This window comes from Mycobacterium sp. NGS40 (assembly GCF_059812735.1).
Genome location: NZ_JCALDG010000004.1, coordinates 47,855 through 67,785, shown reverse-complemented (window position 1 = coordinate 67,785; position 19,931 = coordinate 47,855). Strand labels below are relative to the sequence as shown.

General features: G+C 65.5%; 22 protein-coding genes. 13 read left to right on the top strand and 9 right to left on the bottom strand.

Annotated elements, in window-relative coordinates; all coding sequences use genetic code 11:
• Positions 1-70: 70 nt before the first annotated feature.
• Both AC5Y5O_RS07920 and AC5Y5O_RS07915 read left to right on the top strand, forming a co-directional pair.
• Positions 71-634 carry an Rv1352/Rv1906c domain-containing protein gene (locus tag AC5Y5O_RS07920; RefSeq protein ID WP_096287926.1) on the top strand — a complete coding sequence of 188 codons (564 nt, stop codon included), beginning with the start codon at positions 71-73 and terminating at the stop codon, positions 632-634.
• A gap of 20 nt (positions 635-654) precedes the next feature.
• A complete protein-coding gene (locus AC5Y5O_RS07915; protein WP_500024789.1) occupies positions 655-1,602 on the top strand; it encodes an FAD-dependent oxidoreductase in 948 nt (315 codons plus the stop codon).
• Here the strand turns inward: AC5Y5O_RS07915 and AC5Y5O_RS07910 are convergent.
• Complete coding sequence (locus tag AC5Y5O_RS07910; protein WP_500024540.1) at positions 1,586-2,005, bottom strand: anti-sigma factor antagonist; 420 nt, start codon at positions 2,003-2,005, stop codon at positions 1,586-1,588. The two genes, AC5Y5O_RS07915 and AC5Y5O_RS07910, sit on opposite strands and share 17 nt — an antisense overlap.
• A gap of 251 nt (positions 2,006-2,256) precedes the next feature.
• On the opposite strand from AC5Y5O_RS07910, the gene AC5Y5O_RS07905 reads away from it, so the two are divergent.
• Positions 2,257-3,039, top strand: coding sequence for an enoyl-CoA hydratase/isomerase family protein (locus AC5Y5O_RS07905; protein WP_096287920.1), 783 nt, complete (start codon positions 2,257-2,259; stop codon positions 3,037-3,039).
• Positions 3,040-3,043: 4 nt separating this feature from the next.
• Here AC5Y5O_RS07905 and AC5Y5O_RS07900 read toward each other — a convergent pair whose 3' ends face one another.
• Positions 3,044-3,445, bottom strand: a complete 402-nt coding sequence (locus AC5Y5O_RS07900) for a phage holin family protein (protein WP_096287918.1) — start codon at positions 3,443-3,445, stop codon at positions 3,044-3,046.
• A gap of 71 nt (positions 3,446-3,516) precedes the next feature.
• Complete coding sequence (locus AC5Y5O_RS07895; protein WP_500024539.1) at positions 3,517-4,584, bottom strand: amidohydrolase family protein; 1,068 nt, start codon at positions 4,582-4,584, stop codon at positions 3,517-3,519.
• 56 nt (positions 4,585-4,640) lie between these two features.
• Between AC5Y5O_RS07895 and AC5Y5O_RS07890 the strand changes: the two genes are divergently transcribed.
• Positions 4,641-5,912: an MFS transporter gene (locus tag AC5Y5O_RS07890; protein WP_500024535.1), complete on the top strand. Its 1,272-nt coding sequence runs from the start codon at positions 4,641-4,643 to the stop codon at positions 5,910-5,912.
• 1 nt (position 5,913) lies between these two features.
• Here the strand turns inward: AC5Y5O_RS07890 and AC5Y5O_RS07885 are convergent, their stop codons facing one another.
• Both AC5Y5O_RS07885 and AC5Y5O_RS07880 read right to left on the bottom strand, forming a co-directional pair.
• A complete protein-coding gene (locus AC5Y5O_RS07885) occupies positions 5,914-7,200 on the bottom strand; it encodes a competence/damage-inducible protein A (RefSeq protein ID WP_500024533.1) in 1,287 nt (428 codons plus the stop codon).
• A gap of 54 nt (positions 7,201-7,254) precedes the next feature.
• Complete coding sequence (locus tag AC5Y5O_RS07880; protein WP_096287912.1) at positions 7,255-7,560, bottom strand: MTH1187 family thiamine-binding protein; 306 nt, start codon at positions 7,558-7,560, stop codon at positions 7,255-7,257.
• A 38-nt stretch (positions 7,561-7,598) separates the two neighbouring features.
• On the opposite strand from AC5Y5O_RS07880, the gene dtd reads away from it, so the two are divergent.
• Genes dtd through AC5Y5O_RS07865 form a run of 3 tightly spaced genes read left to right on the top strand, consistent with a single transcriptional unit; the run spans position 7,599 to position 9,808 of the window.
• On the top strand, positions 7,599-8,030 hold the full coding sequence (gene dtd / locus AC5Y5O_RS07875) for a D-aminoacyl-tRNA deacylase (RefSeq protein ID WP_500024531.1): 432 nt from the start codon (positions 7,599-7,601) through the stop codon (positions 8,028-8,030).
• Positions 8,031-8,084: 54 nt separating this feature from the next.
• Positions 8,085-9,008 (top strand): class I SAM-dependent methyltransferase, encoded by a 924-nt coding sequence (locus tag AC5Y5O_RS07870; protein ID WP_500024529.1) that lies wholly within the window; start codon positions 8,085-8,087, stop codon positions 9,006-9,008.
• Positions 9,009-9,031: 23 nt separating this feature from the next.
• Positions 9,032-9,808, top strand: a complete 777-nt coding sequence (locus AC5Y5O_RS07865) for an HAD-IB family hydrolase (RefSeq protein WP_096287907.1) — start codon at positions 9,032-9,034, stop codon at positions 9,806-9,808.
• On the opposite strand, the gene AC5Y5O_RS07860 is transcribed toward AC5Y5O_RS07865, so the two are convergent.
• Together AC5Y5O_RS07860 and AC5Y5O_RS07855 are read right to left on the bottom strand one after the other, a co-directional pair.
• The gene (locus AC5Y5O_RS07860; protein ID WP_096287905.1) at positions 9,805-10,830 is read right to left on the bottom strand and encodes an alcohol dehydrogenase catalytic domain-containing protein; all 1,026 of its coding nucleotides are present in this window, start codon (positions 10,828-10,830) and stop codon (positions 9,805-9,807) included. The two genes, AC5Y5O_RS07865 and AC5Y5O_RS07860, sit on opposite strands and share 4 nt — an antisense overlap.
• 27 nt (positions 10,831-10,857) lie before the next feature.
• The gene (locus AC5Y5O_RS07855) at positions 10,858-12,798 is read right to left on the bottom strand and encodes a flavin-containing monooxygenase (protein ID WP_096287903.1); all 1,941 of its coding nucleotides are present in this window, start codon (positions 12,796-12,798) and stop codon (positions 10,858-10,860) included.
• A gap of 246 nt (positions 12,799-13,044) precedes the next feature.
• On the opposite strand from AC5Y5O_RS07855, the gene pstS reads away from it, so the two are divergent.
• The 3 genes from pstS (at position 13,045) to AC5Y5O_RS07840 (ending at position 15,935) form a co-directional block, all read left to right on the top strand.
• The gene (pstS, locus tag AC5Y5O_RS07850; RefSeq protein ID WP_096287901.1) at positions 13,045-14,154 is read left to right on the top strand and encodes a phosphate ABC transporter substrate-binding protein PstS; all 1,110 of its coding nucleotides are present in this window, start codon (positions 13,045-13,047) and stop codon (positions 14,152-14,154) included.
• 68 nt (positions 14,155-14,222) lie between these two features.
• A complete protein-coding gene (locus tag AC5Y5O_RS07845) occupies positions 14,223-14,687 on the top strand; it encodes a hypothetical protein (RefSeq protein WP_096291155.1) in 465 nt (154 codons plus the stop codon).
• 117 nt (positions 14,688-14,804) lie between these two features.
• Positions 14,805-15,935, top strand: coding sequence for a nitronate monooxygenase (locus AC5Y5O_RS07840; RefSeq protein ID WP_096287899.1), 1,131 nt, complete (start codon positions 14,805-14,807; stop codon positions 15,933-15,935).
• A 17-nt stretch (positions 15,936-15,952) separates the two neighbouring features.
• Here AC5Y5O_RS07840 and AC5Y5O_RS07835 read toward each other — a convergent pair whose 3' ends face one another.
• Positions 15,953-16,177, bottom strand: coding sequence for an Rv1893 family protein (locus AC5Y5O_RS07835; protein WP_096287897.1), 225 nt, complete (start codon positions 16,175-16,177; stop codon positions 15,953-15,955).
• Between the two features lie 136 nt (positions 16,178-16,313).
• The gene (locus AC5Y5O_RS07830; RefSeq protein ID WP_096287895.1) at positions 16,314-16,712 is read right to left on the bottom strand and encodes a hypothetical protein; all 399 of its coding nucleotides are present in this window, start codon (positions 16,710-16,712) and stop codon (positions 16,314-16,316) included.
• A gap of 300 nt (positions 16,713-17,012) precedes the next feature.
• On the opposite strand from AC5Y5O_RS07830, the gene AC5Y5O_RS07825 reads away from it, so the two are divergent.
• Genes AC5Y5O_RS07825 through AC5Y5O_RS07815 form a run of 3 tightly spaced genes read left to right on the top strand, consistent with a single transcriptional unit; the run spans position 17,013 to position 19,892 of the window.
• A complete protein-coding gene (locus tag AC5Y5O_RS07825) occupies positions 17,013-18,290 on the top strand; it encodes a cytochrome P450 (RefSeq protein ID WP_096287893.1) in 1,278 nt (425 codons plus the stop codon).
• Between the two features lie 26 nt (positions 18,291-18,316).
• Positions 18,317-19,330 carry an alcohol dehydrogenase catalytic domain-containing protein gene (locus tag AC5Y5O_RS07820; RefSeq protein ID WP_096287891.1) on the top strand — a complete coding sequence of 338 codons (1,014 nt, stop codon included), beginning with the start codon at positions 18,317-18,319 and terminating at the stop codon, positions 19,328-19,330.
• 13 nt (positions 19,331-19,343) lie between these two features.
• Positions 19,344-19,892 carry a YceI family protein gene (locus AC5Y5O_RS07815; protein WP_096287889.1) on the top strand — a complete coding sequence of 183 codons (549 nt, stop codon included), beginning with the start codon at positions 19,344-19,346 and terminating at the stop codon, positions 19,890-19,892.
• The last annotated feature ends 39 nt before the right edge of the window (positions 19,893-19,931 follow it).

Sequence of the window (19,931 nt, the reverse complement as noted above, 5' to 3'; positions counted from 1 at the left end):
CCGTTCGACGCGCTCCGCCGATCTCACAGAGATGTGAATTAGGTTCTTGACCCCGGTACCCTCGATCTCTATGGGTGGAGTACCTACCGCAGCACGGTTGGCTGCGGCGAGTCTGATGGTCGCGGGCTGGGCCGCCGCGTCCACCGTGGCGGCCAGCGCCGACCCGGACGACACACGTGGTCCGGCGCCGGGGCCGGCACCGGGGCAATCAGCGTCGCCATCACCGGCATCACCCGCGGCGTCGCCGTCGGCGTCACCCTCGCCCGCACCGCCCGGGGGCGCACCGAAGACGGTCATGGACAAAGACGGCCTGTACGCGGTGGGTACCGACATCGTGCCGGGCATCTACAGCAGCGGTGGCCCGGTCGGCAACGGCACTTGCTACTGGAAGCGGACCGCCAACCCGGACGGCGCCCTGATCGATAACTCGCTCACCAAGAAGCCGCAGGTGGTCAAGATCGAGCCGACGGACAAGGCGTTCAAGACGGATGGCTGTCAGCCCTGGCAGTTGACGCCGGACGCTCCCGCGCCCGCCGACGTCCCCGGGCCGGTTGCGGGGGCCCAACTGCAGGGCACCCTGGGCACGCTCAATGGGCTGCTGGGGCCGAACGGAATGCGCGTTCCCGGCACCTGACCGTGGCCAGTCCCGAATAGATTGTCGTCGTTGGTGCGGGAGTCAGCGGACTGACGTCGGCCCTGTGCCTGGCCGAAGCCGGGTGGCCGGTGCGGGTGTGGAGCGCCGCACCGCCCGAGCGGACAACATCGGTAGTGGCCGGTGCGGTCTGGGCCCCGCCCCGACCGGCCGAACGCGCCGCCGAGACAATCGCGTGGATCCGGCATTCGCTGGAAGTTTTTCGCGAACTGGCCGCCGATCCCGACTCCGGGGTGCAGCTTTCGCCGGCGCTGGCTGTCGGCGAATTGACCGCGACCGAATCGATGTCGTCGGCGGCGCAGTTGATTCCCGCGTTGCGGCCGGCCCATCCAACCGATCTGCCCGAGGGGTTCCGGGTCGGGTTTCGCGCGACCCTGCCGATGATCGACATGCCGCACTACCTCGGCTACCTCACGCACCGCCTTGCCGCGGCCGGCTGCGAGATCGAGGAACACCCGGTGCGGTCACTGGCCGAGGCCGCCGATGCAGCGCCGATCGTGATCAACTGCTCCGGTCTCGGCGCCCGTGCACTGGTGGGCGACGACACGGTCCGGCCACTGTTCGGCCAGCATGTCATCCTCGCCAATCCTGGTCTGCGACAACTATTTCTAGAGATCAACAACGGCCCGGAATGGGTGTGCTACTTCCCGCACCCACAACGCGTGGTGTGTGGCGGGATCAGCATCCCGGACCGTTGGGACACCACCGCCGAACCCGACATCACCGAACGCATCCTGGCGCGCTGTCGCCGGATCGAGCCGAGGCTGGGCGAGGCCGAGGTGCTGGAGACGATTACCGGGCTACGGCCCGATCGTCCCTCGGTGCGGCTCGAAGCCGAGCCACTCGGAAAGGCGCGCTGCATCCACAACTACGGACACGGTGGCAATGGCGTGACGTTGTCCTGGGGTTGCGCGCGCGATGTAGTGCGGCTGGTCAGTCCTGATCGCTGACCGGCACCAGCGCTGTCTCCACCGACGCGTACGTCGGCAGCAACGGGTGCAGTCCGCAGGCGGCGATGGTTCGGGCCACGATGGGCTGGCTGGTAACGAGTCGCAATGCGACGCCGCGACTGCGGCACTCGGCTGCCTCGTGTGCCAGCGCGGCATAACCGCATGAGCCCATGAAATCGAGGTCGCACACGTCGATGACGAACGGACCGGGCGCGACGGTTTCGGCGGCCCCGCGGCTCAGCACGTTCTGCCACGCGGTCTCGTTGCTGGCATCGATGTCGCCGCCGACATGGACGACTACTGACGAACCGGTGCGCCTGGTAACCGTGCGCAAGCCGCTTGGCGCGTAGCCACGGTACGACCCGTTGTGGGGCCGCGCTATGCCGATCGAGGCAGTGTCCATCTCTGCGACATCCCGTCGTCGTGGGCAGTATCGGGCGACGCCGTCCGTCTCCCGAAAAGGCCGGCAGGGCTGGCGTCAAACCGACCCCCGCCGGTTTTCGCGTCGTTGCTGAGCATATGTGCAATTGAGATTTGCCGAGTGCATTTGCGCAAATCGACCGGGTTTACTCGCCGGGCTACGGCCGAAGGTCACTGAAAGCCTTACCATTTCAGAAACGGTAGCCAACGACGAACCGAAACGGTGGAAAACCCGTGAGCATCGATTACGCGCTTCACGCTCACATCGCCACCATTACGATCAACCGCCCCGACACGCGCAACTCGCTGGATATGGAACATTTCCGCGATTTGGCTCAGGCGTGGGCCGACTTCCGTGACGACGACGGCGCCTGGGTTGCTGTGGTCACCGGCGTAGGGCCGGATTTCTGCACCGGAGCAGATCTGAAGAAATTCATTCCCGAACTGACCGGCGACCTTCCCAAGCCTGACTGCTGGGACGCACTCGACGCCATCCACGCCGTGTTGCATCGTTTCCCGGTGTATAAGCCGATCATCGCGGCGGTGAACGGAACGTGTGTCGCGGGTGGCTTTGAAATGTTGGGCTGCACCGACATCCGCGTCGCGGTGCCCGAAGCGCGGTTCGCCTTGATGGAACCCAAGCGCGGCCTTTTCGCTGGCGGCGGCAGCACGGTGCGGCTGCCGCGCCAGATCCCCTACGCCCTGGCGATGGAGCTGCTGCTGACCGCCGACATGGTGGACGCGCCGCGCGCCCTGGCCATGGGGCTGCTGAACCAGGTCGTGCCGGGCGAGCGGCTGATGGACACCGCCTATGACTACGCGCAGCGCATCGCCGCCAACGCGCCGCTCGCGGTCTATGCGACCAAACGGTCTGCGGTTGAAGGGCTGACGCTCGATCTCGAAGCGGCCTACGACAACGAGACTCGGCACAGCGACCGGGTTTTCGCGACCGAGGACGCCAAGGAAGGGCCGCGTGCCTTCACCGAGAAGCGACCGCCGCGGTGGCAGGCGCGCTGAGAGATCAGCCGCGGGTGCGTCGGTCGACGTCGCCGACCACCAGCGACAGCAACCAGCTCACGATCGACAACAGGATCGCGGCCCAGATCGCCGTCCACCAGAAGTGGTCGATCGCCAGTCCCCAGTGCGTGGTGTGTTCGGTGATCCACGCCGTGAGCCAGAGCATCAACGCGTTGACGACGATGTGGAACAGTCCCAGGGTCACGATGTACAGCGGGATGGACAGGAACGTAACGATCGGCTTGATGAACGCGTTGACCAGCCCGAAGACCACGGCCACGACGAAGATGATGCCGATGCGTTCCAGCGGCGTCTTGCCGCCGACGAAGCTCAGCCCGTGAACGAAGTGGGTGACGATCCACATGGCAAAACCCGTCAAGGCGGCGCGAAGCAGAAAGGAGCCCATGCCGCAAGATCCTGCCATCCGAATTGAATGCCCGGCAGGGCCATTCGGCCCATGCCGCTACGCGGTCAGATTCAGTTGAGCGCGTAAAAGCGTTGCGCGTTGCGGCTGGCGATCTTCTCGCGCGCCTGCTCGCTGATGTCCGCGCGGGTGCGCAGGTGCTTGGTGCTCTCCGGCCACTCGCCGTCCCAGTGCGGGTAGTCGCTGGCGAACATGATGAAGTCGGCGCCCAGCACGTCGATCACGCCGGGCAGGATCGGTTCCTCCGGCTCACACGTCACGAAGATGTTGCCCGCAGCCAGATATTCGTGCGGGTCGCGCCGCCAGCCGCGTTCGACCCAGTCGCCTCGCTTCGCGTAGTGCTCGTGCAGGCGGTCCATGAAGAACGGAACCCAGCCGGCGCCCGCTTCCAGGAAGGCAACCCGCAAGGCGGGGTGGCGCTCGAAGACGCCGCCGGAAACCATCGCCGTCATCGCCGTCATCTGGTCGAACGGAAAGCTGATGCAGTGCACCTGGATGTAATTGGTGAAGCGGTCCACGCCAATCTTCGGCAGATGAATTCCGGGGGCGCCGTGAATGCCCAGCGGCATCTCGAGTTCCACCGCGGCGGCGTAGAACGCGTCGAGATCGGGATGATCCAGGTTGCGGGTCTTCAGCGCCGGCGGGACCAGAGTCGCCACCAGGCCGAGTTCCTTGGCCTCGTTCATGACGTCGACGGCCGGCTGTCCGTGCTCGATCGGGGTCACGGCCACGCCGCGCAACCGGCCGCCCGACGAGGCGCAGTAATCCGCGATCCACTGGTTGTAGAGCCGCGCGAATCCCGCAGCGAATTCCGGGTCTTCGAGGCTGGGCGCGCAGAGTCCCAGGCTCGGGTACAGGACCATCGTGTCGATGTGGTCGCGGTCGGCGTCGCCCAGCACGCCGTCGGGTGACGAGCAGTTGATGTTGGGCGACTTGCTGATTCCGTGTTCGGGCGGACAGCCGGCACCCGGGCCGCGATCCTCCGGATAGTTTCGGCCTTCGATCATCAGCCGGAGGCGTCGGTCGGTGCTGGGCTTGACGTGATCGGGCCACCGCTTGATCGCTTCGATCGCCAGCGAGGAATTCTCGGCGACATGTCCATCGGCATCGATGATTCGCATATTCCCGGAACTTACTCCGGCGCCGTGGATGGTCAAACGGCTCGCGGTGCGCCACGATGCTTCACGTGACAACTCAACGGATCAACGCCGATCAGCGAAATTCGTTCATTGCCGCGATGCTGGGCTGGACGATGGACGCCTTCGATTACTTCATCGTCGTGTTCGTCTATGCCGACATCGCAAAGACTTTCCACCACAGCAAGGCCGAGGTCGCCTTCATCACGACGGCGACTCTGGCCATGCGCCCGGTGGGTGCCTTGTTGTTCGGGCTGTGGGCCGACCGGGTCGGCCGGCGCACGCCGCTGATGGTGGACGTGATCTTCTACTCCGTCGTCGGTTTCCTTTGCGCATTCGCGCCCAACTTCACCGTCCTGGTCATCCTGCGGCTGTTGTACGGCCTTGGCATGGGCGGTGAATGGGGGCTGGGCGCGGCCCTGGCCATGGAGAAGGTTCCCGTCGAGAGGCGCGGCTTTTTCTCCGGCCTGCTGCAGGAGGGTTACGCCTTCGGCTACCTACTGGCCAGCATCGGATCGCTGGTGGTGATGGACTGGTTGGGGCTGTCGTGGCGTTGGCTGTTCGGTCTGTCGATCATCCCGGCGTTGATCAGCCTGATCATCCGCTACCGGGTGCAAGAGTCCGAGGTGTGGGAAGCCGCCCAGGATCAGATGAAACTGACCAACACCAAAGTCACCGACGTGCTGCGCGACGGAAAGATCGTCCGCCGGTTCTTCTATCTGGTGGCGCTGATGACGGCCTTCAACTGGATGAGCCACGGCACGCAGGACGTCTACCCGACGTTCTTGGGTTCGACGGCCAACCACGGCGCCGGCCTGGACAGCGTGACGGTGAAATGGATCGTGGTGGTGTACAACATCGGTGCCATCCTCGGCGGTCTGTTCTTCGGCTCGATGTCACAACGGTTCAGCCGCCGCTACACCGTGATCTTCTGCGCGATCCTGGGGTTGCCGATCGTGCCGCTGTTCGCGTTCTCCCGCACCGCGGCGATGCTGTGTCTCGGTTCGTTTTTGATGCAGGTCTGCGTGCAAGGCGCGTGGGGTGTGATCCCGGCACACCTGACCGAGTTGTCGCCGGATGCCATCCGCGGCCTCTACCCCGGGGTGACGTACCAGCTGGGCAATCTGCTGGCCGCGTTCAACCTGCCGATCCAGGAACGACTGGCCGAGACGCACGGCTATCCGTTCGCGCTGGCCGCCACGATTGTGCCGGTGCTATGTGTCGTGGCGTTCCTGACGTTTATCGGTAAGGACGCGACCGGACTTCGCTTCGGTACCGCCGAAACCGCTTTTCTGCCAACGGAAGCCAAATGATCTAAAGGGGCGCTTGCTCGCTGAGCGCGCGTCGCAGCATGTGCATCGCAACCGTAGCCGAGCGTTCGCGGACATCGGAACGGTTGCCGGGCAGTCGCAGTGTCCGGGTGACAATCTGGTCCGCGGCGCCGGGGGCGCCAAGTCGAACGGTGAAACAGACCGTGCCCACCGGCTTCTCCGGTGTGCCCCCGCCGGGGCCGGCGATGCCGGTGATCGCGACGGCGGTATCGGCGCCGAAACGGCGTAACGCGCCGGCGGCCATCGCCTCGGCCACCGGCTCCGACACCGCGCCGTGTGCGTCGATCAGTGCCGCATCCACGCCGAGTAGCTGCACCTTCGCGTCGTTGGAGTAGCTCACCACGCCGCCCATCACGTAGTCCGACGATCCGGGCCGGTCGGTCAGCCGAGCGGCCACCAGCCCCGCGGTGCAGGATTCCGCGGTGGCTATCCGGCGCCCGGCCAGAAGCCGCGCGACCACATCGTCGACGTGTGATCCGTCTTCGGAGTACAGCTGCTGACCGTGCCGGGCACGCAGCAACTTTGTCAGTTGGGCGTAGACCTGCGCCGCGTCGGGCTCGTACCGGGTGACCATTTCGATCTCGCCCCGCCGCAGACAGGTGGTGATCTCCAGCGCGTCGAATCCGGCGACGGAATTCTGCGCATCACGCAGTGTTTCGGCCAGCCCCGACTCGGGCAGCCCGAACATCCGGATGGTGTCCTGGCGGTAGATCGTGCGGCCGGCGATCGCGTCGCGCGCCGCCGGGGTCTCGATGGCCGTGTGCCACATCGGCTGAAGCTCACGCGGAGGGCCGGGAAGCACGATCACCGTGGGCTTTCCGGGCACCACGACGCCCGGGGCGGTGCCCACCGGGTCGAGCACCTGAGCACCGGCGGGAACCATGGCCTGTTTGCGGTTGGCCGCGCGCACCGCGTCGAAGCTTTCCGAATCAAAGTGCGCCATAAGCTTTTTGAGAATGTTGGCGATCTTGTCTTCGACAACTTGATCGAGCAGCAGCTCGCGTTCACAGAACCGTGCCACCACCTCGACCGTCATGTCGTCAGCCGTCGGGCCCAGTCCCCCGCTGGTGACTATCAGGTCCACGCCCTGTTCGGCCATGAAGCGCAGTTGTGCCTCGATATCGGAGGGACGATCGCCGCAGATGGTGATGTGGGCCAGCTCCACGCCCAATTCGAGCAGCCGGTCGGCGATCCACGGGCCGTTTCGGTCCTGGACGCGTCCGGTGAGGACTTCGGTTCCAGTGACGACGATGCCTGCGCGTGCGCTCACCGGCATGAGCCTACTGGCGCGGGAACGCGGTAATGGCGCCGAGTGTGCATCGCGTCAGCCCTCGGCGAGGTAGCGCTCGACCGTCGCGACTTTCCGGGTCATCGCGTCCGCGACGCCGGCGCGCATGTCCACCTTGATCACCGTGCTGACCCTGGGGGCGCGAGCGGCCACGGCCTCGACGGCGCGCTGCACGACCGCCATCACTTCCTCCCAGGTATCGCCCTCGATCACGGTGAACATCGAATCGGTCTTGTTGGGCAACCCGGAGTCGCGCACCACCCGCACCGCTTCGGCGACGATCTCGCCCACGCCCTCGCCGACGCCGAGCGGGGTGACCGAGAACGCGACAAGGACAGACACCCGTCGAGCCTACCCATCGCGCCTGGCAGCATCGAACCATGCGGGTTCTGGTGCAACGGGTCTCGTCGGCAGCGGTGGCCGTCGACGGCCGGGTGGTCGGTGCCATCCGGCCCGAAGGTCAGGGCCTGCTGGCATTCGTCGGCGTCACACACACCGACGATGCCGACAAGGCGCGCCGTCTTGCCGAGAAGCTGTGGAACCTCCGCATTCTCGCCGACGAACGTTCGGCGGCCGACATCGATGCCCCGATCCTGGTGGTCAGCCAATTCACGCTTTATGCCGACACCGCGAAGGGCCGCCGGCCGTCCTGGAACGCGGCGGCTCCCGGGGCGATCGCCGAGCCACTGGTCGCGGTGTTCGCGGAGGAGTTGCGCGGCTTGGGCGCCCGCGTCGAAACCGGCGTGTTCGGAGCGAATATGCACGTCGAATTGGTCAACGAGGGGCCAGTAACGGTGTTTCTTGAACTCTGAAGACGCCCTCGCAGGTACCGTGGATCTCGGTTGATCCACATAGGAGGGGCGATCGTGAGCACTGCGCCTGAATCTGGGCCCGCATTCGGCTCGCTCCGTTCCGATGACGACCAATGGGACATCGTCAGCAGCGTGGGCTACACCGCTCTCCTGGTGGCGGGATGGCGCGCTGTGCACACCCTGAGCGCACAACCGCTGGTCCGCGACGAATACGCGAAGCTATTCGTCGAGGCCTCGCAGGACCCGTATTTGGCCGGTGCGCTTGCCAATCCGGGAAGTACCGACGACGAGACCGCGTTTCCGCGTCTCTACGGTGTGCAAACGCGGTTTTTCGATGACTTCTTCAGCTCCGCGGCCGACGCGGGCATCCGGCAAGCGGTGATCGTCGCCGCCGGATTGGACTCCCGCGCGTATCGCCTCCAATGGCCTTCCGGAACAAGCATTTTCGAAGTCGACCTGCCAAAAGTCCTGGAATTCAAGGCTCGTGTGCTGAGCGAGCACGGCGCGGTGCCCAAGGCGTCGCGGGTTGAAGTCGCAGCCGACTTGCGCACCGACTGGTCCAGGCCACTGGAAGCGGCCGGCTTCGACACCGAAAGGCCGAGCGCGTGGTCGGTCGAGGGGATATTGCCCTACCTGACCGACGAAGCCCAGAACACCCTGTTCACCCGGATCAGCGGACTCAGCGCACCCGGCAGCCGAATCGCCATCGGCGCACTGGGATCGCGACTGGACCACGATCAGCTCGAAGCGCTGGAAACCAACCACCCCGGGGTCAACCTGTCCGGCGATGTGGACTTCTCCGCCCTGACGTATGAGCCCCAGGGCGAACCGGCCGAATGGCTGGCCGCACACGGCTGGAGCGTCGAGCCCGTCCGCAACACCCTGGACCTACAGGCCGGCTACGGGATGACGCCCCCCGCCGTCGACGTGAAGATCGACAGTTTCATGCATTCGCAGTACATAACGGCTACCAGGTGACGGATGGAGTCGACGTGGTGACTATGACGATGCTCTCGCCCGCCGACGCCATTGCCGAGATCGCGGCCAGTGCACCAGGACCGCGAGTCGGCGCCTTCTTCGATCTCGACGGCACCCTGGTGGACGGCTTCACGGCCGCGGTTCATGTCGGCGACCGGATCCGGCGCCGGCAGGTCGGGCTCGGCGAGCTGGTCGGCGTATTCGATGCCGCCCTGCGCTATCGATTCGGCCGCCTGGAATTCGAGCGCCTCATCGTCCGGGCCGCGGGATATCTGCGAGGCGAATCACTGCTCGAGCTCGATGAGCTGGGCGAGCGGTTGTTCGTCGAACGTGTTGCCTCACGCCTGTATTCGCACATGCACGACATCGTGCACGCGCATCAGCAGCGCGGGCATACCGTGGTGCTGAGTTCCTCGGCGCTGTCGATCCAGGCGCTGCCGGTCGCGCGTTTTCTCGGCATCTCCAACGTGCAGTGCAACCGTTTCGAGCTGGACGCGCTCGGACGCCTCACCGGCGGAATCGTCAGACCGATCGTCTGGGGAACGACGAAAGCGGCCGCGGTGCAACAGTTCTGCACCGAAAACGATGTCGCGGTGCAACACAGCTACTTCTATGCCGACGGCGACGAGGACGCCGCGTCGATGTCGGTGGTCGGCTATCCGCGACCGGTGAATCCTCGCTCGGGCCTGGCCGCCGCGGCGGCAGCGCACGGCTGGCCGGTGATGTGCCTCGCCTCGGTGCGGCGCCGGCCGATGCGGACGCTGCGGTACCTGACGAACCACGTCCGCCGCGAATCCTAGGGTTTCAGCAGAATCTTCACGTCGTCACCGGATCGCGACTCCGCGGTCGCGTAGCCCTTGGCGGCTTCGTCCAAAGGCATCGATGTGGTGAAGATGCCGTCGACGTCGAGTCGGCCCGATTGCAGCAGCGGTATCAACTCCGGCCAGGTGCGCTGGACCGGCGCCGTGGTGAATCGGAGGCTGGTGCTGCGAATCAGGCAGCCCAAGGCGTTGAGCGGGAACGGATTCATATCGTGCACACCGACAACCGAGACGGTGCCCCCGGGCCGGACGAGGTTGATCGCGTCTGTCAGAGAGGAATCCGTGGCGACGGCGTCGATCACCGCGTCGGCGCCCCGTCCGCCGGTGGCCGTCATGATCGCCTCGAGCGCCGGCGCTTTGAGCGGCGTCGCACCCCACCCCGCCGCGCGGTTCAAGCGGCCATCGACCATATCGATTGCGAAAACCGTTGCAGCACCCTGAAAAAACGCACTGCGCAGCGCGCACAAACCAACAGCGCCCAATCCGACGACCGCGACGGCGCCGCCGAACGGAATGTCGGCACGCTGCGCCGCCGCCCAGCCGGTGGCCAGGTTGTCGGTGAGCAGCAGAGCCTGTTCGGTGCTGATGCCGTCGGGCATCTTCAGCAACTGGAAATCGGCGGCCGGCACGGCCAGCAGATCGGCTTGCGCACCACCGAGCAGGCCCCCGCCGAAGATCTGAAAACCGGAGTAGCACAAGACCGGATCGCGGGTCGCGCACCCCGGGCACTTTCCGCAGCCGGTGACCGACGACACCATGACTTGATCTCCGGCTCGGACAGTGCGCACCTCGGGCCCGACTTCCACCACGGTGCCGACCGCCTCGTGGCCCAGCGCGACCGGGTCGGGCATCGGAAAGTCGGCCTCGTAGAAATGCAGGTCGGATCCGCAGATGCCGGCGGCGGTGACCTCGACAACCGCTCCGTCGGGGCCCGGAAGGACAGGATCGGGACGGGTGTCGACCCGGATGTTGCGGGGGCCGTCGACGACTACCGTGCGCATAGTGCTGTGCTCACTTTCCTGGTCGGATTAGGAACTGCGTTGTCGCACAACAAATTGAGACCAGTCGGGCTCGCGTACCGCGGTCCAGTATTCGTTGAGGCGCCACGGGCTGACCGTGTGGATTTCGCCGTCGGCGTTCTTGAAGTAGGAGTGTTTGACCGCGGGATGGGACCACACCATTTTCTTGATCTGGGTCTGCGTCCGTCGGTGCCAGTCGGTCGCGGCTTCGGCCCTGGGTTCCATCGAGTGCACGTCGACGTCGGCCAGTCGCGCGAGACACTGGTCGATGTAGCGCATCTGCAGTTCGGACTGGAAGATCAGGCTGCCGCCGTGGGCGAGGTGGGTGCCGGGTCCGTAGATGATGAAGAAGTTGGGGAAATCGGGAACTGTGATGCCCAGGTAGGCGTACGGGCGGCTCCCCCACATCTGGTGTAAGTCAATTCCGTTGCGGCCGGTCACTTTCAGCGGCCACAACACGTCGGTGTGCCGGAACCCGGTGGCGTAGACGATGATGTCGACTTCGTGCTCGACACCATCTTCGGTGACGACGCCGCGGGGTGTGATCTTCTGGATCGCGGTGCGCACCAGTTCGACGTTGTCGCGCTGCAAGGTCTGCAGCCAGCTGCCGTTGTCTTGTAGCGTGCGTTTGCCGCAGGCGGGATAGTCGGGCATCACCTTGGCCAACAGTTCTTGGGAGTCTGGGCCGTCGCCGACCTGGCTGGTGATCCACTGCGAGAACATCATCGCCGCGGCGGCGTTGATGTCGCTGACGGCATCCTCGCCCGCGTAGTTCGGGTCGCCTTCGGCGGCGTCGAGGCCCTTGTCCGAGCCGGGCCACAGGACGAGGAAGCGGTACCACCGTCCGTAGAACGGCAGGTTCGTCATCGCCCAGCGCACGCCGTCGCCGACTTCGTCGTGGTACATCGCGTTCGGGAACATCCACTGCGCGGTCCGCTGGAACACGGTGAGGTGCCCGACGTCCCCGGCGACCGCAGGTGCGATCTGAAAGCCGCTGGCGCCGGCCCCGATCAAGGCAACCCGCTTGCCGCGGAGATCGACTGAGTGATCCCAGGCCGCGGAGTGAAAAGACGGTCCCGCAAAGCTTTCGGCCCCGTCGAACTCGGGGATCTGCGGCCGGTTCAGCTGGCCGACCGCGGTGATGAGGGCCCGGGCGCGCAGGGTCTCGGTTTCGCCGTCGACACCGCGCAGCGACACTGTCCACGCGCCGGCGTCGTCGTTCCACTCGGCCGCGACGACCTCGGTGTTCCACCGGACATGCTCATTCAGGTCGTGCTTGGCCATGACCTTGGTGAAGTAGTGCTGCAGCTCGTGCTGCTCGGCGAAGAAGTGCGTCCAGTCGTTGTTGGGTTCGAAGCTGTAGCAATAGAAGTGATTCGCCACGTCCACGCGAGCTCCGGGATAGCTGTTCTCCCACCATGTTCCGCCGGGGCCGGCGTTCTTCTCCACGATGGTGAAGGCAATGTTGGCTTGTTGAAGACGCACGCCGGCCAAGATGCCGGATTCGCCGCACCCGATGACCAGGACCGGGAGGTCGGCGCCTCGCCCGGCCGGTAGTGGCGCCGGGCGGCGAGGGTCGGTGCCGTCAAGGTCGAGTTCCTCGGCGACCAGGGATTGGTAGTCGTCGGGAACATGTTCGCAGGCGGCCCAGTCCATCATCTCCCGGATGAGTTCCGGGCTCAGTGGCTCCGGCTCGGGGCACCCGCGGTCGCGGTATTCGCTGATGACGGTCAGCGCCTCGGCGCGGGCACGGGCTTTGTCCTCCTCCGACATGAACCCCTGCACCTCGTTGAGGAAGATGCCCATCTGCTTGTAGTCGCGGATGAAGCGGGGGTCGCCGGTGATGTGGACGAGCGACAACAGCAGCGTGGGAACGCTGACGTCCTCCAAAGCCGCCGCGATTTCCGGCGTTGACGTGGTGAAAGGGCGGCCGGAGTAGGGGCTTCGCATCGAGCCGTTCCTTTCGGTGGAGCCGGGGATCCTATTACGCTACTCTGCGTTTCGTAATTGGCAGCACTACGGTACCCGCTGGCGGCGGAGCGGATCAAGGGTCGGCACCGCGTCGTCCGCGGATGGCAAATTTTGGTGGGTGTGACCCTTGTTAATATTTGCTTCGTGACTGCCAGAGATGGCTGGCCAGTGCGCCGCGGACAGCGCGGCGGCGCTCCCGTTTCGTCGCGACAGGTAGGAACGGATTTGAAGCGCAACCGATTTGGCGCCGCGCTCAGTGTCGCGGTCACCAGTGCACTGCTGTTATCCGGATGCGGCGCCGACAACAATGCCGCGGGGAACTCCACGACGCCGACCTCGCCGGTGAAGGTGAATTGCGGCGGCAAGGCGAAGCTGAAAGCCAGTGGATCGACGGCACAGGCCAACGCGATGACGCGGTTCATCAAGGCGTTCGAACAGGCGTGCCCCGGCCAGACCCTGGACTACACCGCGAACGGCTCGGGTGCCGGGATCAGTGAATTCACGGGCAACCAAACCGATTTCGGTGGCTCGGACTCACCGCTGGCAGGCAATGAGTACGCGGCGGCCCAGGACCGTTGCGGTTCGCCGGCCTGGGACCTGCCGGTGGTATTCGGGCCGATCGCGATCACCTTCAACGTCAAGGGCACCGCATCGCTGAACCTCGATGCCCAGACGGCCGCGAAGATCTTCAAGGGAGCGATCACCACGTGGAACGATCCCGCGATCCAGGCGCTCAATAAGGGCGTGACGCTGCCCGCCGAACCGATTCGGGTCGTGTTCCGCAGCGATATGTCCGGGACCACGGACAACTTCCAGAAGTACCTCGACGCGGCGTCGGGGGGCGTGTGGGGCAAAGGCGCCGGCAAGGCGTTCAACGGCGGTGTCGGGGAGGGCGCCAAAGGCAACGACGGCACCTCGTCGGCGGTCAAGGCCACCGAAGGGGCGATCACCTATAACGAGTGGTCGTTCGCCGAGGCGAAGAACCTGAACATGGCGAAGATCGTCACTGCGGCCGGTCCGGACCCGGTATCGATCAGCGCCGACTCGGTGAGCAAGACGATCGCGGGTGCGGCCGTCATCGGCCGGGACAACGACATGGTGCTCGACACCGTGTCGTTCTATAACCCCACCCAGTCCGGCGCCTATCCGATCGTGATGGCGACCTATGAGATCGTCTGCTCGAAGTATGCGGATCCGCAGGTCGGTACCGCCGTGCGCGCATTCTTGGAGAGCGCTCTCGGGGCCGGCCAGGAAGGCCTGGCGGACAACGGATACATACCGATTCCCACCGAATGGAAGTCCTGGTTGTTGGCTTCGGTCAACGCGGTCGCCTGACGTAGTAGTGAAACCTGTTCCAATCGGCGGATGGCCGCTATATTCGGGCGAACCGGAGGTGGATGAGTGTGGCTGCATTGCTCACCGCCTGCAGCGGCTTCCTCTTCGCCGTGTTGTGGATGGACCTGATGTTCGATGTCCAGGTTCTGGTGCATCGGTCGGCCGGCGAGGAATTGCCCGAGCCGGTGCTCGCGTCCATCGCGACGTATTACCACCGCGCGACCACCGCGTCGCGCCCGATGAGCCGGCTGATCGCGCTGGTGATGCTGATTTTGTTGGGCGCGTTCGGGTTTCAGGCAACGCTGGGTCGCGATCCCGCCTGGCTACTGGTGCTGTCGGCCGGGCTGGCCGGCATCCCGACGATGCTGGCACTGACGCAGACGGTTCCTGACGCGATTCGGCTCGGGCAGCGCACCGACAGCGTGGCCGAGCAGAGCCGGCTGGCCCGGTCGGTCTGCCGCGATCACCTGGTCTGCGCGGGGTGCATGCTCGCGTTCCTGCTCCTGTGGGTGGCCCGCGCCCTGGTCATCTGACCGCTTTCGGCGACACGTCGTAGTCGTGGCGCGCTAGTAAGGGGCCCCTGGCCACGTCATGGACGCGGGTATTAAACTAGAACACGTTCCAATTCGGCCAGCATCCCAGGAGTTGTAATGCACACCCCTATTTGCGACGAGCTCGGTATCGAGTTCCCGATCTTCGCCTTCACGCACTGTCGCGATGTCGTGGTGGCGGTCAGCAAGGCCGGGGGCTTCGGCGTGCTCGGCGCGGTGGGCTTCACGCCCGAGCAGCTGGAGATCGAGCTCAACTGGATTGACGAGAACATCGGCGACCACCCGTACGGCGTCGACATCGTGATCCCGAACAAGTACGAGGGCATGGACTCGAACCTGTCCGCCGAAGAACTGACCAAACAGCTTCAGGCGATGGTTCCGCAGGAGCACCTGGACTTCGGTAAGAAGATCCTCGCCGACCACGGCGTGCCGGTCGAGGACAGCGACGGCGACACCTTGCAGCTGCTCGGGTGGACCGAGGCAACGGCCACGCCGCAGGTCGAGGTGGCACTCAAGCACCCGAAGGTGAAGATGATCGCCAATGCGCTGGGCACCCCGCCGGCCGACATGATCAAGCACATCCACGAGGCCGGGCTCAAGGTGGCCGCGCTGTGTGGCTCCCCCTCGCAGGCGCGCAAGCACGCCGATGCCGGCGTCGACATCATCATCGCCCAGGGCGGCGAGGCCGGCGGACACTGCGGCGAGGTCGGCTCGATCGTGCTGTGGCCGCAGGTCGTCAAGGAGGTGGCCCCGGTCCCCGTTCTCGGCGCCGGCGGCATCGGCAGCGGCCAGCAGATCGCCGCGGCCCTGGCGCTGGGCTGCCAGGGCGCGTGGACCGGCTCGCAATGGCTGATGGTCGAGGAATCCTCGAACACGCCGGTGCAGCAGGCGGCCTACGTCAGGGCCGGCAGCCGCGACACCGTGCGCAGCCGCTCGTTCACCGGCAAGCCGGCCCGGATGCTGCGCAACGACTGGACCGAGGCGTGGGAGAAGCCGGACAACCCCAAGCCGCTCGGAATGCCGCTGCAGTACATGGTTTCCGGCATGGCCGTGCGCGCCACGAACCGCTACCCCAACGAATCCGTCGACGTGGCCTTCAACCCCGTCGGTCAGGTGGTCGGGCAGTTCAGCAAGGTGGAGAAGACGTCGACCGTCATCGAGCGCTGGGTGCAGGAATACCTGGAGGCGACCAACAAGCTCGACGAGCTCAATGAGGCCGCCAGCGTCTGATCGAGGCCAGTCTTCGGCTAATCCTCGCCTACGTCGTACTTGCCGCCGGTGAAGACTTCCTTGGTTCGCTCGACCGCGTGAGTCGCGATGTCGATCGAATTCTCGACGATGCCGCTGACCCCGCCCTTGAGGTCGCCGCGGATAATGTCGCCGGCGTTTTCGACGATGTCCGAAGCCTTTTCGACGGCATTGGTCGCGATGTCCTTGACCGCGTCCACGGCGTCTCTGGGGTTGACCGCCACCGGAGTCTCCTATCGTTGCGGGACTTGAAAGGAACTTTGGTACGACTCTAGAGGGTCGGTAATTGACCAGCGAGCGCACGAAGCGCAGCCACCGGGGAATTGGGCTCCGCGTCGGCCGACGTTTCGGCCGTGTCGGTTATCCCGAAGGCGGGAAGAACCCGGCCCCGGTGAACCAACCCTCCTGCCAGCCTTGAGCGCCCAGGCACAACATCGGCAGTCCGCGATCGGACTGTGCCGCGCTCTGCGGGCCGGGGCACTTCGCGCCGGCCTGCTGGACTCCGTACAGCGGATAGGAAATCACCCAGTAGCCGGTGGTCGCGGCGGGGAACTGGTTGGGCGGCGGGAAGTGGCACGCTTCGGCCTGGCCACTGGGCCCGCGTCCGAAAATGAAGCGCTCGTAGTTGTCGCACGGCGCGCCCAGCGAGGCCTGATAGTTCATGTTCGGGACGTCGCCTTCGTAACCGGCCGCCGCGCAGGGCGCGACGCTGATGGCCCCACCCGTGATCGCAGCGACGGCGAGTACCTCGCGAATCATGCGCCTCCCACCCTTCCGTTCCCGTCACCCGGCCCTCGGTGCGCCGGTGACCTGGACAAAAGCATATCGATTGTGTCGCGGGCCACAAGGGTTGGCTGACCGACCGTCCATCGGCCAACCCGCCACCGGTGTCCCGGCTGGGCCGGGCAGAGGTTGGCCGACGTCGTCACCCCTCATCGCCGCTGAACATGTTGCAATTTGGCCGGTCGATGTTGCGTCAATCCTTCCCAACGGTGGTGTTGCAGTGGTTTATTTGGCACAAGACATACGACTAGAAGACTTCGTATCGAGGAGTGGGCCTTGTCAACTAACGAGACGACCACCAAGCCGATCCCGAATTTGCCTCCGGGCTTCGATTTCACCGATCCGGACATCCACGCCGAGCGATTGCCGGTGGAGGAATTGGCCGAGCTGCGACGCACCGTGCCGATCTGGTGGAACGAACAGCCCAGCGGTTGCGGCGGGTTCGACGACGGCGGCTTCTGGGTGGTCTCCAAGCACAAGGACGTCAAAGAGATTTCGTTGCGCAGCGATGTGTTCTCCAGCCTGGAGAACACCGCCCTGCCCCGCTACCGCGAGGGCACGGTCCGCGAGCAGCGCGAGACGGGCAAGTACGTGTTGCTCAACATGGACGCCCCGCAGCACACCCACCTTCGCAAAATCATCTCCCGCGGCTTTACGCCCCGCGCCGTCGAACGGCTGCGGGAGGACCTGAACGCGCGCGCCCGGCAGATCGTTGCGAACGCGGCCGCCGAAGGCTCCGGCGATTTCGTCGAGCAGGTGTCGTGCGAGCTTCCGCTGCAGGCCATCGCCGGGCTGATGGGCGTGCCCCAGGAGGAACGCATGAAGCTGTTCCACTGGTCCAACCAGATGGTCGGCGACCAGGACCCCGAATTCGCCCGCAACGATGCGATGGGCGCCTCGGTCGAACTGATCACCTACGCGATGCAGATGGCCGCGGACCGGGCGCAAAACCCCGGCGACGACATCGTCACCAAGCTGGTCCAGGCCGACGTCGACGGCCACAAGCTCTCCGACGACGAGTTCGGCTTCTTCGTCATCCTGCTGGCGGTAGCCGGCAACGAGACGACCAGAAACTCCATCACCCAGGGCATGATGGCCTTCACCGATTTCCCCGACCAATGGGAGTTGTACAAGCGGGAACGCCCCGCCACCACGGCCGACGAGATCGTCCGATGGGCCACCCCGGTCACGTCATTCCAGCGCACCGCCCTCGAGGACTACGAGCTGTCCGGAGTGCAGATCAAGAAGGGCCAACGGGTGGTAATGGTCTACCGCTCGGCCAACTTCGACGAGGACGTCTTCGAGGACCCGTTCACCTTCAACATCCTGCGCAACCCGAACCCGCACGTGGGATTCGGCGGGACCGGCGCCCACTACTGCATCGGCGCGAACCTGGCGCGCATGACCATCGACCTGATGTTCAACGCGATCGCCGACGCCATGCCCGACATCAAGTCCGCCGGCAAGCCGCAGCGGTTGCGATCGGGCTGGCTCAACGGCATCAAGCACTGGCAGGTGGACTACGGGTCCGGGGAATGTCCTGTCGCCCATTGAGGCACCAATTCGACCGGGGGTAACGCATGCCGACACATCACGCCGTCCAGATGCAGTCCCCTGGCGGGTCTTTGGAGCTGACCGAAGTTGAGACGAAACCGCCCGGCCGTGACGAAGTACGGCTGACCGTCACGGCCTGCGGTGTGTGCGGGACCGACCGCGCATTCGCCAACGGCGGCTTTCCGAACATGACGTGGCCGCTGACGTTGGGGCATGAAATCGCCGGAACCATAGCCGAACTCGGCGATGAGGTCGAGGGCTTCGCGGTTGGTGATCGCGTCGCCGTCGGCTGGTTCGGCGGAAACTGCAACCGCTGCGATCCCTGTCGCAGGGGCATTTTCATCCACTGCGCCAACATGAAGGTTCCGAGCTGGCAGTATCCCGGCGGCTATGCGCAGTCCGTGACGGTACCGGCCAATGCGCTGGCCCGCGTCCCGGCCGAGCTGTCGCATGTGGAAGCGGCACCGATGGGCTGTGCCGGCGTGACGACCTACAACGCGTTGCGCCACACCAAGGCGCTGCCGGGTGACCGGGTCGCGATTCTCGGTGTCGGTGGGCTCGGCCATCTCGGCGTGCAGTTCTCCCGGGCGATGGGCTTCGAGACCATCGCGATCGCGCGCGGCGCCGGCAAGGAAGCCGATGCCCGGAAACTGGGTGCCCACCATTACATCGATTCCACCAGTGGTGACGTCGCCCGCGCGCTGCAGGACTTGGGTGGCGCGACGGTCGTGCTGGGCACGGCGGGAAACTCCGCCGCCATGGCCGACACGGTTGGCGGGCTGGCGCCCCGGGGCGAATTGATCACCATCGGCGTGACCACCGACCCGCTGCCGATCAGCCCGGTACAGCTGATCACGCCGGGTGTGAGCATCGTCGGCCACCCGTCGGGCACCGCGAAAGATGTCGAAGACACAATGCATTTCGCCGTGCTGTCAGGCGTGCGGGCCTGGATCGAGGAGTTGCCGCTGGCCCAGGCCGCCGAGGGCTACGCGGCGATGGAGCAAGGACGGGCGCACTACCGCACCGTTTTGACCATGTGAATACAGTCGGTTTGTGACCGACTTATGGACGCTTGACGCCGCTGACGGCGAACTGCAGCTTCGTACCGGGGTCAAGGGCCGGGCCGCGCGGATGGGCCATCGCCTCACGATCGAGATGACGCGCTGGCGGGCGACGGTGCGATGGACCGGGGCCGATCCGGTTGCGGCCGAGCTTGTGGTCGAGACGGACTCGTTCGAGGTGATCGGCAGCCGCGGTGGCGTCAAGGGCCTCTCGGGTCCCGAGAAGGCGCTGGTGCGGTCGAACGCGTTGAGCTCGCTGGGTGCCGATCGCTTCCCCGAAATCCGCTTCGGTGCCGACGTCATCGAACAAAGCGAGCGTGGCTACCTCCTCACCGGCACGCTTGAGATTCGCGGGAACCGGCACGAGCACGTAATCGATTTGCACACTGAGGATCTCGGCGAATCCTGGAGAATCTCCGCCGAGTCCACGGTGCGTCAGTCCGACTTCGGCATCAAGCCGTACTCGCTGCTGATGGGCTCGGTACAGGTTGCCGACGAGGTGACGCTGACTTTCACCGCGGTTCACGCCAAGGACGATTGAGCTCCACTGGCGGTACCCATCGGCGCGTGTATCCTCGAT

What these genes read in the sequence shown, in the direction of transcription:
- AC5Y5O_RS07865 (WP_096287907.1), top strand. Translation starts at nt 9,032, where the DNA reads ATGACGATGCTCTCGCCCGCCGACGCCATTGCCGAGATCGCGGCCAGT.
- AC5Y5O_RS07860 (WP_096287905.1), bottom strand. Translation starts at nt 10,830, where the DNA reads ATGCGCACGGTAGTCGTCGACGGCCCCCGCAACATCCGGGTCGACACC.
- AC5Y5O_RS07895 (WP_500024539.1), bottom strand. Translation starts at nt 4,584, where the DNA reads ATGCGAATCATCGATGCCGATGGACATGTCGCCGAGAATTCCTCGCTG.
- dtd (WP_500024531.1), top strand. Translation starts at nt 7,599, where the DNA reads ATGCGGGTTCTGGTGCAACGGGTCTCGTCGGCAGCGGTGGCCGTCGAC.
- AC5Y5O_RS07820 (WP_096287891.1), top strand. Translation starts at nt 18,317, where the DNA reads ATGCCGACACATCACGCCGTCCAGATGCAGTCCCCTGGCGGGTCTTTG.
- AC5Y5O_RS07910 (WP_500024540.1), bottom strand. Translation starts at nt 2,005, where the DNA reads ATGGACACTGCCTCGATCGGCATAGCGCGGCCCCACAACGGGTCGTAC.
- AC5Y5O_RS07920 (WP_096287926.1), top strand. Translation starts at nt 71, where the DNA reads ATGGGTGGAGTACCTACCGCAGCACGGTTGGCTGCGGCGAGTCTGATG.
- AC5Y5O_RS07830 (WP_096287895.1), bottom strand. Translation starts at nt 16,712, where the DNA reads ATGATTCGCGAGGTACTCGCCGTCGCTGCGATCACGGGTGGGGCCATC.
- AC5Y5O_RS07840 (WP_096287899.1), top strand. Translation starts at nt 14,805, where the DNA reads ATGCACACCCCTATTTGCGACGAGCTCGGTATCGAGTTCCCGATCTTC.
- AC5Y5O_RS07900 (WP_096287918.1), bottom strand. Translation starts at nt 3,445, where the DNA reads ATGGGCTCCTTTCTGCTTCGCGCCGCCTTGACGGGTTTTGCCATGTGG.
- AC5Y5O_RS07890 (WP_500024535.1), top strand. Translation starts at nt 4,641, where the DNA reads ATGCTTCACGTGACAACTCAACGGATCAACGCCGATCAGCGAAATTCG.
- AC5Y5O_RS07855 (WP_096287903.1), bottom strand. Translation starts at nt 12,798, where the DNA reads ATGCGAAGCCCCTACTCCGGCCGCCCTTTCACCACGTCAACGCCGGAA.